Raw genomic sequence first — 15350 nt, 5'->3', positions numbered from 1 at the left:
CCGTCGGCCCGCCTCCCTGTTCTCGCCGGGCCATCCCGGCTTTGAGGTCACCGCGATGACCCCGGAGCGCCTGGGCGGGGAGGCGCTCGAGATCGCCGACGCCGTCTCCGCCGAGTTCGCGGGCGTGGGGCGCCTGGGCGTCGCCTACTCCGGCGGCGTCGACTCGGCGACCCTGCTCGCCCTCGCCGTGCGCGCGCTCGGCGCGCAGAGCGTCGTCGCCCTGCTGGGCGTCTCCCCATCCCTCGCCCGCCGCGAGCGGCGCCTGGCCCACCAGGTCGCCGAGGTGATCGGGGCCCCGGTGGTCGAGGTGTTCACCCATGAGGGCGAGAACCCCGAGTACCAGAAGAACGACGGCTCCCGATGCTTCCATTGCAAGGACGAGCTGTTCACCCGCATCGGTGACGACGTGGTCGGCGCCCAGAGACTGGACGCCGTCGCCTACGGAGAGAACGCCGACGACGCCACCCGGCACGACCGTCCCGGCGCCGGCGCCGCGAAGCGCCACCGCGCGTGCTGCGCCCGATGTCCGCCGTCGGCATGACGAAGTCCCAGGTGCGCGAGGTCGCGCGCCAGCTCTCGCTCCCGGTCGCGGACAAGCCCGCCGCCCCCTGCCTCGCCTCGCGCGTCCCCTTCGGCGAGCCCGTCACCCCCTGAAGCTCCGCCAGATCGACGACCTCGAGGATGCCGTCTACGAGCAGGGCTTCAGCGACTGTCGGGTGCGCCACCACGGGGCCGTCGGCCGCATCGAGCTGCCCACCGAGGAGCTCGCGCGCGCCATGGAGCCGGAGATCCGGGCGGCGCTCGTCGCCGCCGGCAAGGAGACCGGCTTCGCGCACGTCACGATCGACCTCGACGGCATCCGCTCCGGCCTGTTCTCGCTCCAGATCCTCGGCCAGGGCGACCGTGGCTGAAGGACCGGCGGACGGGAAGATCGACGGATTCCTCGATCTCGACCTGGATCGCGCCCTGCGCCGCGGGGCGCCCGAGGCGGTGCTGTGCGACGCCAAGAGCGTCGAGCAGGTCGCCGCGATCGCCGCGGAGTACGCCCGCCTGGAGGCCGAGGGGCATGAAGGGCTCGGCCCGGTGCTCTTCACCCGCGCTGACGCCGACCGCGCCGAGGCGGTGCTCGCGGCGCTGCCGGGTGCGTTCCATGACGCAGGCGCGCGGCTGCTCGCCTGGCCCGCCGCGCCGCCGGAGCCGACCGGCGGACTGGTCATCGTGGCCTCCGCCGGCACCAGCGACCTGCCCGTGGCCCGTGAGGCCGAGCTCACCGCCCGCTACCTCGGCCGCCCCACCCGGCTGATCGCCGACATCGGTATCGCGGGCCTGCACCGCCTGCAGTCCCGCCTGCCCGAGCTGCGGGAGGCCGCCTGCGTGGTGGTCGCCGCCGGCATGGACGGGGCGCTGCCCACCGTGGTCGCCGGGCAGATCAGCGCCCCCGTGGTCGCCCTGCCCACCTCCGTCGGCTACGGCGTCGCCAGCGGAGGCGTCACCGCAGCGCTCACCATGCTCTCGGCCTGCGCGCCCGGCATCGGCGTGGTCAACATCGACAACGGCTACGGCGCCGGGCACCTCGCCGCCCAGATCGCCCGCTGGGCGCCGACGCGCGGATAGGCGTCGGTACGGAGGGTCTCAGTGCCAGCCTGCGAGCTCTGCGGATTCACGGAACGCTCGACCGGACAGTTACTTCACCAGTCGGTTGGTAAAGTATCTTGGTCGACGTCGTGAGAAGGAGGGACCCTTGGCATCCGACACGCAGCACGCCCCTGCACGCCCTGCGCACCGCCCCTCGGCCCGCGAGGCGATGCTCGACGCCGCCGAAGCGCACCTCGGCGCCGGCGGCACTCTGACCCTGGACTCCGCCGCCCGCGCCGCAGAGGTCAGCAAGCCCGGCCTGATGTACCACTTCGCCACCAAGGAGCAGCTGCTCACCGCGGTCCTGGACCGCATCACCGCCCGCTACGAGCAGGGAATGGCGCAGGCCATGACCGCCACCGCCGATGCCGTGTTCGCCGATGCCACCGCCACCCAGCGGTTCCTGGCCTACTTCGACTGGGCCGGCCAGGCGCTGCTCACTCCCGCTGACCTGGTGATCTTCGCGGACCCGAAGCTGCGCGTCGCGCTCACCGAGCGCTGGCAGGAGCAGGTCGATCGCTGGCTCCACGTTCCCGCGGGAACCACTGCGGACCGCCGCCGACGGCTGCTCGCCGTGCGCCTGATGGCCGACGGGCTCTGGTTCGACCGTGCCAGCGGCCTGCTCGTGACCTCCGCCGCGGAAGCTGTGACCCTCCGCGGCCTGGCCGCAGAGCTGCTGGACGGTGCGGCATGAGCCCCTGGCTGCTGCTCTTCGGCGCGATCCTCACCGAGGTCGTCGCCACCCTCTCCCTGCGCGGCGCCCTCGACCACCCCGCCCTCTACGCCGTGGTCGTGATCGGGTACGCCGCCTCCTTCGGGCTGCTCGCGCTGGTGCTCCGTCGCGGGATGGCGCTCGGCGTGGCGTACGGGATCTGGTCCGCCTGCGGCGTGGTGCTCACCGCGATCCTCTCCGCGCTGCTGTTCGGGGAGGCATTCACGGTGCTGAAGGCCAGCGGCATCGTGATGATCGCCGCGGGCGTGGCGCTCGTGGAACTGGGCGCCCAGCGGGCTCGGCGTGCTGGTGAGGCCGCCGCATGAGCTGGCTGCTGCTGTGCGGAGCGGTGGTCTCCGAGGTCGCCTCCACCCTCTCCCTGCGGGTCGCCGCAGGGGGACGGCGGGCCTGGTACGTCCCGGTGATCATCGGCTACGTCATCGCCTTCGCGCTGCTCTCCGGCGCGCTGCAGACCGGGATGCCGCTCGGCGTGGCCTACGGGGTGTGGGCCGCCGCCGGGATCGTCCTGACCGCCCTGCTCTCCCGCGTGCTCTTCCAGGAGGCGCTGACCCCGCTGATGCTCGCCGGGATGGGGATGATCGCGGCCGGCGTGCTGCTCGTCGAACTCGGCAGCTGAGAGCCGACGCCGTACGGATCTGGCACAGTGACCTGCAGAACCGGAGGAGTGGGGGCGAGATGACCGCAGCGCAGTCACCCGAGCCGGGTGCGAGGCAGCAGCTGCCTGCGCGGCGACGTTTCCTGGTCCCGGCCGCGATCCTCGCCGTGACGGCACTGCTCATCGGCGCCGTCCTGTGGACCCGGCCCGGGGAGGAGCAGAGCGGGGGAATGCCCGCCGAGTCCATCGCCCAGGAGCAGGCCCTGCCGCACCCCTCCGAGGTGGCGCTGCCCGATCTCAGCAACGCAGAGACCCGCGACGCCGCGGACCCGCTGGCCGAAGGGCCGGTCGACGCGCCCGTGGCGATGGTCGTCTTCACCGACTACCAGTGCCCCTACTGCGCCCGCTGGACACACGAGACCCTTCCGGAGCTGCGCGAGTACGTCGACCGCGGCGAGCTGCGGATCGAATGGCGGGACGTGAACGTCTACGGCGAAGACTCGGTGCGCGCCGCCCGCGCCTCCCTCGCCGCCGCCATGCAGGGCCGGCACAGCGACTACCAGCAGGCCCTGTTCGAGGACGGCGAGATCCGCTCCACCGCCCAGCTCGACGAGCAGGCCCTGATCGATCTCGCGGAGGAGCTGGGCCTGGACATCGGGCAGTTCACCGAGGACCTCCGCTCCGAGGAGGTCGCGCGCACCATCGCGGACCACGCCGCGCAGGGCGTCGAGCTCGGCGCCGTCACCACCCCCTCGTTCGTCATCGGCGGGGCGCCCAGCGTCGGCGCCCAGCCCACCGCGCACTTCGTGGCGCAGATCGACGAGGCCCTCGAGAAGGCGGGCCCCTGACATGGAGATCTCCGTCCTCGCGGCGTTCCTCGGCGGCGCCCTCGCCCTGCTCAGCCCCTGCGGGGCGCTGCTGCTTCCCGGCTACTTCGCCTCCTCCGTCACCACCCGGGCTGGGCTGCTGCTCCACGGCGCGGTGTTCTACCTGGGCCTCGTGCTGACCCTCGTCCCGCTCGGCGTCGGCGCGGGCATGGTGGGGACCCTGTTCGTCACCCACCGCGGCGCGCTGATCATCGTGACCTCGCTGCTGCTGATCGTGCTCGGCGTGCTGCACGGCCTCGGCGTCGGTCTCGACCTGGGACGGTTCCTGCCCGGGATCGGCCGTGCCCAGCAGGCCTCCGCCCGGGGCAGCGGACTGCCGCGCACCCTGCTGCTCGGTGCCGTCGGCGGCGTCGCAGGATTCTGCGCCGGCCCGATCCTCGGCGCGGTGCTCAGCCTCGCCGTCGGGCAGGGGAGCGTGGCGGCCGCCGCGGTGCTGCTGGCCGTCTACGGCGCCGGCATGGGTCGCGCCCCTGCTGGGACTCGCCGCCCTCTGGCACCGCCTCGGCCCCCGCTCCCGGGCCCTGCTGCGAGGCCGCGAGGTGACCGTGCTGGGCCGGCGCCTGCACACCACCACCCTGCTCACCGGGGCGCTGATCATCGCCGTCGGGATCCTCTTCTGGGCCACCAACGGCCTGGTCACCATGCCCTCCCTGGTGCCCACCGGCGTGCTCGCCCGCTGGCAGGAGAACCTCACCGTGCTCAGCGACACCGGGCTCCAGATCGCGATCATCGCCGGGCTCGGCGCGCTCGCCCTGGCCCTGTGGTGGTGGGCGGACCGCCGCCGCACCGCGAACAGCACGGCCCAGGGAGGGAGGAGATGATGAGGCGCCGCACCCTGCTGCTCGCCCTCCCGGCCGGCGCCCTCGCGGCCTGCGAGGCGGACACCCCTGCGGCGACCGAGACCCCTCGCCCGGCCCCCGAGATCGACATCGACCCGGCACCGACCGTGCTCGGGGAGCGTGCCGAGCTCGTCGATCCCACCGCCCTGCGGCTCACCCTCGAGATGACCGTGATGCTCGTGGTCAACCCCGGCTGGAACACCGCACCCCAGGAACTGGACGGGATCTTCCTCGGACTCGACGACAGCGGCGACCGCCTGCGCTTCACCGCCCTCGACCAGGACGGCACCGCCCTGTGGGCCGCGCAGCGTCCCCACGGTCACGCCGCCTTCGCCCTCTCCCGCACGGCCGGCGGGCGCGGCGTCGCCGTCCTCACCGACCGCGCGTCGGGCGAGGAGGAGGGGCTGACCGCGACCGGGTATGACCTGCGCACCGCCGAGGTCCTGTGGGGACCAGCCGCGGTGCCCGGCCCGTTCCGCACGCCTGGGCTGGGGGTCGCCGCCGAGGAGCAGGGCCCGCGCGTCGCCCTGTCCGCCGAGACGGGGAGGTGCTGCTGCGAGAGGAGGAGCTCGAGGGCGGGCGGCTCGTGGCCGAGCACCTCGGCACCGTGCTCCACACCGAGGGTGAGGAGCTCGTCGCCCGTCACGGGACGGCACTCGCCGAGCTCTGGCGCACGCCCCTGCCGGACGGCCTGGATCCGTCGGCCACCCAGATCCTCGGCCGGATCGACACCACCACTGACCTCGCCGTGCTCGGCGGTGGCGACGGGCCCGGGATCCTGCTGGACCTCGCCGACGGCAGAGTCGTCGCCGAGGGTGCCCGGGCCGCCGCCCACGACCACGGGCTGGACGTCACCGTGGTCGCCGACGGCGCCACCGTGCGCGGCCTCGACCAGGACGGCGAGGAGCGATGGCGGCACCGGGACCCCGAGCAGCTGGTGTTCCTCACCGCCGGGGAGCGGCTCGCCTACGCCCAGCGCCCCGAGGAGGGCACCCTGGTGGTGCTCGACACCTCCCAGGGACTGCTGGTCAACCCCTTCGACGCCGACCTCACCGGGCCGCTGGCCGTGCCCGAGCTGTTCTCCGCCGACGCGGCCACCTCCGTCTACGTCGAGACGACGCGATACCTGGTGACCACCACCCTCGACGAGGCCTACGGCCTGCGCGACTGAGGCTGGCCCGTACGGGCGTCGTCCCACGTCGCAGGAGGGTTGCCGCTGGTTGCCCGCCGCCGGGGTAGGATCGGCCGGCAGACAACAGGCGCGGGTGCCCCGACCGGAGCACGGCCGGGAGCGGCATGCGCCCTCCCAGACAGGCAGCGCCGAGCAGGCGAGGACGGAGCCGGCCAGGTGGCGGAAAAGCGCGTGACCATCTACGACGTCGCCAAGACCGCGGGCGTGGCGCCCTCCACCGTCTCCCGCGCCTTCTCCCGCCCCGGCCGGGTCAGCGCCGCCACCCACGCCACCGTGATGGCCGCCGCCAAGGAGCTCGGCTACCGCACCTCCGCGCCCGCCGCCCAGGAGCGCGGCCAGCGCCATCACCGCCTGGGCATCGAAGTCCCCGACCTCACCAATCCCTACTTCGCCGAGCTCGTCTCCGGCATGCAGGAAGCCGCCCACGAGCAGGAGTTCCTGCTCCTCCTGCTCGACACGGTCGAGGACGAGGTCCGCGAGCGCACCAGCCTCGAGAGCGCCGTCAACGTGGTCGACGGCATCGTGCTCGCCGGCACCCGCCTCTCCGACGCCACCCTCAACCACCTCACCAAGCGCATCCCGGTGGTGGTCCTGAACCGTCGCGTGGCCGGCCTCGACTCCGTCACCCCCGACTACGAGCACGGGATGGGGCAGGCCATGGCGCACCTCGCGGAGAACGGGAGCCGCACCGTCACCTACGTCGCCGGGCCCGTGAACTCCTGGTCCGACGGGGAGCGCTGGCGCGCCGCCCGTGTCTCCGCCCGCCAGCACGGCCTGCAGGTGCAGCGCCACGGCCCCTTCGCCCCCACCACCGCCGGCGGCGAACAGGCCTTCGAGGAGCTCCGCGACTCCCTGCCCCATGCCGTGATCTGCTACAACGACCTGGTCGCCTTCGGCTTCCTGATCTCCGCGCTGCGCGCCGGAGTGCGGGTGCCGGGGCAGCTGTCGGTGATGGGCCACGACGACATCCAGCTCTCCCGGCTGGTGGGCGGCGGGGTCACCACCGTCGTCAGCCCCAAGCGCGCCCAGGGCCGCGCCGCCGTCGAGCGCCTCGTGCGCCGCATCGAGAACCCCTCCGCGCACCGCACCCCGGTCGAGGGGTCCCTGCCTGTGCGCCTGGTCCCGCGAGGCACCACCGGGCCCCGCGAACCGGGGGCCTGAGCCCCGCGGAGTCGGCAACCGGTGACAACCCTCCGCGCTCCGGGCCTGCCCTTGCGAGGATGGCGGCATGAGCAACGACGCCTTCGTGCCGCACCCTGACAGACTCTTCCCCGCCGACCCCGCCGTCCGCGAGATCGCCCGCGGGCTCTACGAGCTCGAGAAGGACCAGCCGATCGTCTCGCCCCACGGGCACGTCGACCCCGGCTGCTCCTCGACAACGAGCCGTGGCGCGACCCCACCGCGCTGTTCATCACCCCTGACCACTACGTCAACCGCCTGATGCACGCCCGCGGCGTGGACCTCGCGGATCTCGGCGTGGGCCAGGGCCCGCTGGACGAGGCCGCCTCCCGCAAGGCCTGGCACCTGCTGGCCGAGCACTGGCACGCCTACGCCGGCACCCCCTCGCGCTACTGGATCGAGCACGTCTTCCACGAGGTCTTCGGCCTCGAGACGGTGCTGAACCCGCGCACCGCCGACGCGATGTACGACGAGATCGCCGAGAAGCTCACCCGCCCAGAGTTCCGCCCCCGCGCCCTGTTCGAGCAGTTCAAGATCACGGTTCTGGCGACCACCGACGACCCCGTCGACGACCTCGCCCCGCACGCCGCGCTCGCCGCGGACGAGACCTTCACCGGCCGGGTCATCCCCACCTTCCGCCCGGACAAGTACCTCGAGGCCGGCCGCCCCGACTTCCCCGCGCTCGCCGACGCCCTCGGCGAAGCTGCTGGTGTCGACGTCAGCACCTACGACGGCTACCACGAGGCGATGCGCACCCGCCGCCTCTACTTCCGCGACCACGGCGCCGTCTCCACCGACCACGCCCACATCGACCCGGGCACCGCCCGCCTGAGCGATGAGGACGCCCGCCGCCTCTACACCGCCGCGCGCGCCGGTGGCATCGGCGCCGACGACGCCGTGGCCCTGCGCCGCCACATGCTGGGCGACCAGGCACGCCTGGCCGCCGAGGACGGTCTGGTCATGACCATCCACCCGGCCGTGCTGCGCAACCACAGCGATGAGATGTTCGAGAAGTTCGGCGCGGACGTCGGCTTCGACATCCCCGTGGCCGTGGACTATGTCCACCACATCCGCCCGATGCTCAACGACGTGGGCCACCACCCGAACTTCCGCACCGTGCTGTTCACCATCGACGAGACGGTGCTCTCCCGCGAGATCGCGCCGCTGGCCGGCGTGTACCCCTCCGTCTTCGCCGGTGCGCCGTGGTGGTTCATCGACTCGCCCGACGCGATCCTCCGCTACCGCCGCGCCGTCTCCGAGACCCTCGGCTACACGCGCACCAGCGGCTTCATCGACGACACCCGCGCCTTCTGCTCGATCCCGGCCCGGCACGACATGTCCCGCCGCCTGGATGCGACCCACCTCGCAGGCCTGGTCGCCGAGCACCGGATCCGACTCGAGGACGCCCAGGAGCTCGTGACCACCCTGCCCGATCAGCAGCCGCGCGAGGTCTTCTTCCGCCTCGGCGCTGCAGGAGAGAAGAACTGATGAGCAACCCCAGCCCCTCGGACGTGGGCCGTCTGGTCCACCTCGGCATCGGCAATTTCGCCCGCTCCCACACCCTGCACGCCACCGATGTGGCCGGCGGCTGGTCCGTGGTGGCCTTCACCGGCCGCTCGGCCACGATGGCTGATGCGCTCAACGCTCAGGGCGGCAGGTACGGCCTGATCGTGCGCGGCCCGGAGCAGGACGAGGTCAGCATCGTCGACGTCATCGACGAGGTGTTCCCCGCCTCCGACGTCGACGCCCTGGTGCGCCTGCTCGCCGACCCCTTCACCGCGGTGGTCACCTTGACCATCACCGAGAAGGGCTACGCGGCCGGCAGCGACCCCGCCACCTCCGCCCCTGCCCGTATTGCGCTCGGCCTGAAGGCCCGCCGCGAAGCCGGGGTCACCGAGCCGATCGCCCTGGTCTCCTGCGACAACCTCACCGGCAACGGCGAGGTGCTGGGCCAGGCCGTTCTCGCCGAGCTCGACGAGGAGACCCGGGCCTGGTTCCCGGACCACGTCGACGTCATCTCCTCCATGGTCGACCGGATCACCCCGTCCGCTGACGACAACGCCTCCGAGACCGTGCGCGCCCAGACCGGCCTCGCCGACAGCGTCCCGGTGGTCACCGAGCCCTTCACCGAATGGGTCATCGAGGACCGCTTCCGCGGCCGTCGCCCCGAGTGGGAGAAGGCCGGCGTGCAGTTCACCGACGACATCGAGGTGCACGAGCTGCGCAAGCTGCGCCTGCTCAACGGTGCCCACACCCTGATGGCCTACGCCGGCCAGGTCGCCGGCGTCGAGCGCGTGGACGAGGCGATCGCCCACCGCGAGGTGCGGGCGCTGGTCGAGCAGCTGTGGGCCGAGGCCCGCTCGACGCTGCCGCTTCCCGCGCACGAGCTCGACGCCTACACCTCTGCCCTCGAGGAGCGGTTCCGCAACCCGCGCCTCGCGGACAACCTGATCCGCATCGCCGCCGACGGCTCCGTGAAGCTGCCCGTGCGCGCCCTGCCCGTGATCGCCGAGCGCGGCGGACCGGACCAGGCGCCCGGCGAGGTCGCGGCCGTCGCCGCCTGGACCGCCTGGGTCACCGACCGCGTGCGCGCAGGCGCCGAGGTGCAGGACCCGAAGTCCGAGGCCATCGCGGCCGCCGCCTCGCACGAGGACACCACCGAGCGCGTGAGCTCCCTGCTCGCCCTGCTCGGCGTCCCCGCCATCGATCCTCTCGTGGACGCGGTCATCGCCGAGGAGCAGCGCCTCCCGCGCCCCTGAGCCTTTGAGCCCTCTGAGCCCCGAGTGGGGCCGGGGCCTGCTTCAGGCCAGGTCGGCGAGCTTCTCGAAGCGCTCGAGGCGTTCGCGGTAGTAGTCCTGGTGCGCGAGGACGGGCTCCACGCGGTTCAGCACCGGCACCTCGGCGACGGGCATGCCGGGCGCGGCCTGCTCGAGCGCCATCACGGCGGCGCCGCGCATGGTCGAGCGGGAGACGGCCACATGGTCGATCGGCATCGCCAGGGCGTCGGAGAGCAGGTGCAGCCAGCCGGGGATCGCCCCGGTCATGCCGCCGGAGAGCACGATCCGCTCGGGCTCGCCGCCGGCCTCGCGCATCTGGTCGGCGATGCGCAGGAACGACAGGGCCACGCCCTCCATTGCCCCGAGCAGCATGTCCTTCCAGGTGGTGGATGCGCCGACGTTCGCGAACATCGCCCGGGAGCTGCCGCGCCACTTGGTGCCGCGCTCCCCGGAGAAGAACGGGATCACCAGCGGCGTGCCCTCGGAGGGCGGGCCGGAGAACAGGGTCGCGGTGTCGGTGGCGTCGATGTCGAAGGGCATCGCCAGCTCGTTGCGGCACCAGTCAAGCACGCGGCCGCAGTCGCTCATCGCGGAGCCGACCAGGGTGCGCTGCTGGTCCACGCGGTAGGCCCACAGTCCGCTGGGCAGGGTGGGGATCGAGGTGTCGAGCAGCTGGCGGATCGCGCCGGAGGTGGCGGTCGAGATGCCCCAGGTGCCCGCGCCGAGTGCGCCGATGCCGAGGTTCGCGGCCAGGCCGTCTCCGATCACCGGCAGCCACACGGCGCCCCGCAGCTGCGGGAACTCGGCGGCCAGGGGGTGCCCTCCACCGGGATCGCGTCGGAGGGGTCGAGCGCCGTGCCCATCATCGCCGGGTCCACGCCGACGGCCTCGAGCAGCTCGGGCACGTACTGGCCGGTGCGGCGGTCGATCATGCCGGACCATGCGGCCGAGGCGGTGCCGAGCGCCGCGGTGCCCAGCAGCTTGAGCGCCGTGTACTCGCCGAGCGCCATGAAGCGGGCGGTGCGGGCGAAGACCTCCGGCTGCTCCTCGCGCAGCCAGGCCAGGCGGGGCGCGGTGTACGAGGAGTGCAGGCGCGCACCGGTGCGCTCGTGCAGCGAGTCCACGTCCAGGGAGCCGGCGAGGCGATCGACCTGGGCGTGGCAGCGGGTGTCAGCGTAGGTGATGCAGGGGGTCAGGGCGTTGCCGGCCGCGTCGACCGCAACGAGCGTCGAGGCGAAGGTGTCGAAGCCGATCGCATGCACCTCGCCGGGCAGCGGGGACCCGGTGAGGACCGCGGCGAGGGAGGCGCGGATCTCCTCGACGATCTGATCGGCATCGATGGTGCTGGTGCCGTCGTCATCGACCGTGAAGGCGTGCGTCTCCTTGTGGTGGAGCGTGCCGACCTCACGGCCGGAGACGTCGTAGACCGCGGCACGGGTGCCGCCGGAACCGATGTCGATGCCGACGACGAGCGGTCCCTGGGCGTCTTCGGCCGGGATGTTGAAGCGGGGCATGCAGATCTCCTGCGCTCGTCGGGGCGACCTGGATCCCCCTCGGGTGCCGAGGAGGGTCTGCAGGCTGTCCGGTCAGCATACGAGGAGGGCTCCGGCCCTCGCTGTGTTCGCCACGGGTTGCCATGACCGTGCCAGGTGGGCGCCGCCCTGCCGGCGAAGAGGCCGATCCTGTGCAGGGCGGCGCCCGAGCCCTTGGGCACCCTCATGCGGGCGCCGGGGTCACTCCAGCACGGACTGCCCGATGTACTCACCTTCGGCGCAGCCCGGCGGGATCGCGAACACGGCCGAGCCGATCGGGGTGGTCCACTGGTTCAGCAGATCCAGCGCATCCAGCCTCCACTGGATCGGGAGGAACTGCCCGGTCAGATCGGCCTGGAAGGAGACGAAGACCTGACCCGCCTCCGAGATCTCCCCGAGCCGGGCGACGGCGCTTCGTCGTAGTTGAACGGGCGGCGGAAGATCTCCTGGTGCTCCCCGTCATCGATCCCGTTCGCGCGCCGCATGTGCGAGAACTCCCCGATCACGGGGAAACCGTGCGCGGAGACCTGCTCGAAGTCGGCGTTCGAGAACTCGTCGCCACCGCTGAGCGGGGCGCCGGTGTCCAGCCGGGTGCCGGTGGACTGCTCCCGTGCCGCACGGTCCGCCTTGTCCCAGCCGTCCAGATCCATCCGGATCCGACGGAGCACCATCGAGGTGCCGCCCGCGAACGGCCCCTCGTCGATCCAGACCACGCGCGAGAAATGCTCGCTGCCGAGCTGGGCGTTCGCACTGCCGTCGAGCTGACCGAACAGGTTGCGCATCGTCGTGCCCGGGGCCTGCGTACCGGGGAGCGGCGGAAACCGGGCTGCACCCAGCGCACCCGGGTGAACACCCGGGCGTCCTTGAGCAGCATCCGCGCGGCATGGGAGACCGTCAGCGGATCCTCGGCGGCGACCTGCAGCACCAGATCACCCCGGTGTACCGGTCCTCGAGCTGGTCGATCTCGAAGGCCGGCAGCGGGGCCAGCCAGTCCGGGGCGGGGCGCTCGGCCCGCGACATCAGCCCGGGGCCGAAGCCGACGGTGACGGTCAGCGCGGCGGGCTCGGACGCCATCTCCGGTTCCGTGTCCGCGAGTGCCGGCTCGCCCTGGGTGAGGCGGGCGGCGTCGTCGGTGAGCAGGCGCAGCATGCGCAGCACCCCTCGCGATCCACCTCCTCGCGCAGGTCCAGGCCGAGGAACGTCGCCGCTGCCGGAGCGGGGGTCTCGATCCCCGCCTGGTGCGGGCCGTGGAAGGGGATGGTCGCAGCGCCGTGCAGGGCGGGCTCAGCGGCCGGCGGTTCCGTCGCTGGGTCCCGGAGGGCGCGGTCCAGGCCGACGGAGGCGGCGCCGACGCCGAGCGCGCCCACGCCGAGCGCCCCGGTGCGCAGCAGGTGCCGCCGGCCGAGACGGTCGTGGGCGGGAGTCCGCGCGGTCACTCGTCACCCCCGTGGCCGTCATGGTCGTGCTCGTCGTGGTCGTGGTCGTGGTCGTGGTCGTGCGCGCCGCCGCCGTCGGACGCTCCGGAGCCCGTGGATCCCTCGGGCTCGTAGTGCTCCTGGGCGCCGGCGAAGTCCTTGACGGTGGCGGTGAACGGGTGCTCGGCGCCGTCCTCGAACTGCAGTGTCAGCTCGACCTCGTCGCCGGGCAGCAGCGGGGCGGTGAGGTCCATGAGCATGATGTGGTGGCCGCCCGGCTCGAGGACGAGCTCGCCGCCGGCGGGCAGCTCGAAACCGCCCTCCTTCTCCGTCATGCTCATCCCGCCCGAGCCGTCGGAGGTGGTCTCGTGCAGCTCGACCGCGGAACTCGCCGGAGTCGAGACCCCGGTGAGCACCAGATCTCGCTCCGTGTCGTTGCGGAGCACGCCGAAGGAGGAGGTCATGCCCTCCTCGGCGGCCTTCACCCAGGGGTCGGTGAGAGTCAGCCCGCCGCCTGCCCCGTCCTCGGGGGCGGGCTCGGTGGTCTCAGCGTCGCCGCTGGCGCCGGTGCAAGCCGCCAGGGGCAGCAGGAGGGCGACGGCGAGGGTCGCGCGCCGCGTGATGCGGCTAATCGGTGCGGGGACGGTGGGCAGGGGGATGCTGCGGGACATGGTGGGTCCTTTCGGGAGCGCTCCACGGGGCTGACGGCGCGCGGCGCGTCAGCGAGGAGCAGCAGGGGAGCGCCGTGCGGCGGCACCGCACGGCGTGATCGACCGAAGGGGCGGCCTGAGCGGGCACGGGAGTGCGACCGTCGGGGTTGACGGCTCTCAGGCGGCCAGGACCAGGGGAGGGCCTCTGCGCAGCTGGGGCGTGAGCACCGCGCACTGGACATGGTGCAGGTGGGCGACCTCGGGCACCGGAGGCGCCGGCGCGGAGGGGACGAGCGGCGGGAGCGTGACAGAGCGCGGCGGCCGGGACAGCACCCGCAGGACCGCGCCGACGAGACCGGCGCAGCGCAGCAGGAACGACTCCCCTGGTGCAGCAGCACGGTGGTGACGAGCGCCGCCACGAGGTGCCCCAGCAGCATGTGCAGGTCGGAGTGGCTGTGCAGGGCGTGCCCGGCGGCCTCCGCCCCGTGCGCGCCCCCGTGGGCGGTGTGCGCGGAGTGCTCGGCGAGAGGGCCAGCCGGGGCATGGACGTGGCCGAGGTGGGATCCGGGCGGATCGACCATCTGCAGCGATGGGTCGCCCGGGGTGCCGGCCGTGAACAGGCCGTGGAACAGGGCCTGGCTGGAGAGCACCGCCATCCCCATCCGCAGCAGCGAGAAGCGGGTGCCGGCCAGGACCGTGCAGACGGTGACGGCGAGCCACCAGGGAAGCGCCACCCCGAGCCACGTCGGCATCGCAGCGCCCGCCACCAGGTGCCCTCCGAGGGCGACCGCCGTGGCCAGTGACGCGGCCATGCCCCCGCGCAGCAGGCGCAGGGGTGAGCGGGCCGGTGTCATGCCGCTATTGTGTCGCTTTTCCGCGCGTGGGGTCACTGCGTGTCGGGCACCACCATCACCGGTCCCTCGGCGCGCTGCAGCACAGCCCGGGACACCGAACCGAGCAGGGTCGAGGCCAGGCGGCTGCGGCCACGGGTGCCGAGCACGGTCAGCTGCGCGTCAGCGGTGCGCCGGAGCAGCGGGGTCACCGGATCGGCCAGCAGAACCTCGGAGGTGACGGTCAGCCCCGGATGCTCGGCGCGCAGCGAGTCGGCGGTGGCCTCGAGCTCTTTCGCGAGCTCTGCGCGGTGCTTGTCGAGGATGTCGGGATCGGGCAGCCAGGCCATGTAGGCGGCGCCCCACGCATCGGGTTGCGGCATCACGGCCAGCAGATGCAGCGGCGCGCTGCGGTTCAGTGCCGCCTCCGCCGCGTGCCGCACCGCGGCCTCGCTGGGCTTGTAGAGGTCCACCCCCACCACGACGGGGGCGTCGTCCGGGACCGGGGCGAAGCGCTCGGGGCCCTCGCCGGTGCCGATCACGTACTGCTGCGGGACCACCACGGTGGGGCAGTGGGCGTGGGCGGGCAGCGCGGAGGAGACCGAGCCGAGCATGCGGCCCAGGAACCCGCCCCGGCCACGGGCGCCGACCACGGCGAGCTGCGCCTGCGCGGAGAGCTTCACCAGCACTCCGGCGGCGTCACCGTGCTCAGTGCGCAGATCGACCTCGCCCGGATAGCCGCGCAGGTGCTCGCGCGCCTGCTCGAGCAGCTCCTGGGCAGCGGCCAGCCGGGCCACCTCCGCGGGCACGCTGGGGATCAGCGCCGCATCGGCGTACGCCATCGTCGGCACCGTGTAGGCGGTGACCACGGTCAAGGGCGCGTCGAGGCGCTGCGCGGCGCGTGCCGCGTAATGGAGAGCCAGGACGGAGTGATCGGAATCGTCGAAGCCTACGAGGACCCCGAGGGTTCGGGCATCGGGGAGCGGGGACTGAGAGGTGAAGCCGTCGTCGTGCATTTCGACCTCCTGCACCGGGGGCTTCAGCGACCGACGACGGCGCCCCGTGATCGAGTCCGCCGCCGGTGCC

General features: G+C 73.2%; 16 protein-coding genes and 3 pseudogenes. 14 read left to right on the top strand and 5 right to left on the bottom strand.

Annotation, left to right across the window (positions count from 1 at the left end):
- The first annotated feature begins 55 nt into the window (after positions 1-55).
- The 13 genes and pseudogenes from H3H54_RS18205 to H3H54_RS18145 all read left to right on the top strand — a co-directional run bounded on the left by H3H54_RS18205 (position 56) and on the right by H3H54_RS18145 (position 9819).
- Positions 56-541 carry an asparagine synthase-related protein gene (locus tag H3H54_RS18205; RefSeq protein WP_262424966.1) on the top strand — a complete coding sequence of 162 codons (486 nt, stop codon included), beginning with the start codon at positions 56-58 and terminating at the stop codon, positions 539-541.
- Between the two features lie 175 nt (positions 542-716).
- Complete coding sequence (locus H3H54_RS18200; protein ID WP_262424965.1) at positions 717-911, top strand: hypothetical protein; 195 nt, start codon at positions 717-719, stop codon at positions 909-911.
- A complete protein-coding gene (gene larB, locus H3H54_RS18195; RefSeq protein ID WP_262424964.1) occupies positions 904-1614 on the top strand; it encodes a nickel pincer cofactor biosynthesis protein LarB in 711 nt (236 codons plus the stop codon). The genes H3H54_RS18200 and larB overlap by 8 nt, the downstream gene beginning before the upstream one ends.
- A 127-nt stretch (positions 1615-1741) precedes the next feature.
- A complete protein-coding gene (locus H3H54_RS18190) occupies positions 1742-2329 on the top strand; it encodes a TetR/AcrR family transcriptional regulator (protein ID WP_262424963.1) in 588 nt (195 codons plus the stop codon).
- A complete protein-coding gene (locus H3H54_RS18185; protein WP_262424962.1) occupies positions 2326-2673 on the top strand; it encodes a multidrug efflux SMR transporter in 348 nt (115 codons plus the stop codon). The genes H3H54_RS18190 and H3H54_RS18185 overlap by 4 nt, the downstream gene beginning before the upstream one ends.
- Positions 2670-2984 (top strand): multidrug efflux SMR transporter, encoded by a 315-nt coding sequence (locus H3H54_RS18180; protein ID WP_262424961.1) that lies wholly within the window; start codon positions 2670-2672, stop codon positions 2982-2984. Before H3H54_RS18185 ends, H3H54_RS18180 begins: the two co-directional genes overlap by 4 nt.
- Before the next feature lie 59 nt (positions 2985-3043).
- On the top strand, positions 3044-3811 hold the full coding sequence (locus H3H54_RS18175; RefSeq protein ID WP_262424960.1) for a thioredoxin domain-containing protein: 768 nt from the start codon (positions 3044-3046) through the stop codon (positions 3809-3811).
- A gap of 1 nt (position 3812) precedes the next feature.
- A pseudogene (locus H3H54_RS18170) lies at positions 3813-4253 on the top strand (cytochrome c biogenesis CcdA family protein); the annotation flags it as partial.
- Between the two features lie 136 nt (positions 4254-4389).
- A complete protein-coding gene (locus H3H54_RS18165) occupies positions 4390-4671 on the top strand; it encodes a hypothetical protein (RefSeq protein WP_262426553.1) in 282 nt (93 codons plus the stop codon).
- A 565-nt stretch (positions 4672-5236) separates the two neighbouring features.
- Positions 5237-5860: a hypothetical protein gene (locus tag H3H54_RS18160; protein WP_262426552.1), complete on the top strand. Its 624-nt coding sequence runs from the start codon at positions 5237-5239 to the stop codon at positions 5858-5860.
- 192 nt (positions 5861-6052) lie between these two features.
- A complete protein-coding gene (locus H3H54_RS18155) occupies positions 6053-7042 on the top strand; it encodes a LacI family DNA-binding transcriptional regulator (RefSeq protein WP_262424959.1) in 990 nt (329 codons plus the stop codon).
- 67 nt (positions 7043-7109) lie between these two features.
- A pseudogene (uxaC, locus tag H3H54_RS18150) lies at positions 7110-8548 on the top strand (glucuronate isomerase).
- A complete protein-coding gene (locus H3H54_RS18145; RefSeq protein WP_262424958.1) occupies positions 8548-9819 on the top strand; it encodes a mannitol dehydrogenase family protein in 1272 nt (423 codons plus the stop codon). The pseudogene uxaC and the gene H3H54_RS18145 overlap by 1 nt, the downstream one beginning before the upstream one ends.
- Positions 9820-9861: 42 nt before the next feature.
- On the opposite strand, the gene H3H54_RS18140 is transcribed toward H3H54_RS18145, so the two are convergent.
- The 4 genes and pseudogenes from H3H54_RS18140 to H3H54_RS18125 form a co-directional block, all read right to left on the bottom strand.
- On the bottom strand, positions 9862-10617 hold the full coding sequence (locus H3H54_RS18140) for an FGGY-family carbohydrate kinase (RefSeq protein WP_262424957.1): 756 nt from the start codon (positions 10615-10617) through the stop codon (positions 9862-9864).
- The gene (locus H3H54_RS18135; protein WP_262424956.1) at positions 10602-11351 is read right to left on the bottom strand and encodes an FGGY family carbohydrate kinase; all 750 of its coding nucleotides are present in this window, start codon (positions 11349-11351) and stop codon (positions 10602-10604) included. Before H3H54_RS18135 ends, H3H54_RS18140 begins: the two co-directional genes overlap by 16 nt.
- A gap of 219 nt (positions 11352-11570) precedes the next feature.
- A pseudogene (locus H3H54_RS18130) lies at positions 11571-12805 on the bottom strand (Dyp-type peroxidase).
- The gene (locus H3H54_RS18125) at positions 12802-13455 is read right to left on the bottom strand and encodes a copper chaperone PCu(A)C (RefSeq protein ID WP_262424955.1); all 654 of its coding nucleotides are present in this window, start codon (positions 13453-13455) and stop codon (positions 12802-12804) included. Before H3H54_RS18125 ends, H3H54_RS18130 begins: the two are co-directional and overlap by 4 nt.
- Positions 13456-13820: 365 nt before the next feature.
- On the opposite strand from H3H54_RS18125, the gene H3H54_RS18120 reads away from it, so the two are divergent.
- Entirely contained in the window at positions 13821-14237 is a 417-nt protein-coding gene (locus H3H54_RS18120; protein WP_262424954.1) for a hypothetical protein, read from the top strand.
- A gap of 83 nt (positions 14238-14320) precedes the next feature.
- Here H3H54_RS18120 and H3H54_RS18115 read toward each other — a convergent pair whose 3' ends face one another.
- Positions 14321-15280 (bottom strand): universal stress protein, encoded by a 960-nt coding sequence (locus H3H54_RS18115; protein ID WP_262424953.1) that lies wholly within the window; start codon positions 15278-15280, stop codon positions 14321-14323.
- Between the last annotated feature and the right edge of the window lie 70 nt (positions 15281-15350).

Source organism: Brachybacterium sp. Z12, from assembly GCF_014400405.1.
GTDB lineage: Bacteria > Actinomycetota > Actinomycetes > Actinomycetales > Dermabacteraceae > Brachybacterium.
Note: the sequence above shows the minus strand (reverse complement) of the source record. Positions and strands in the feature narration are given on the sequence as shown.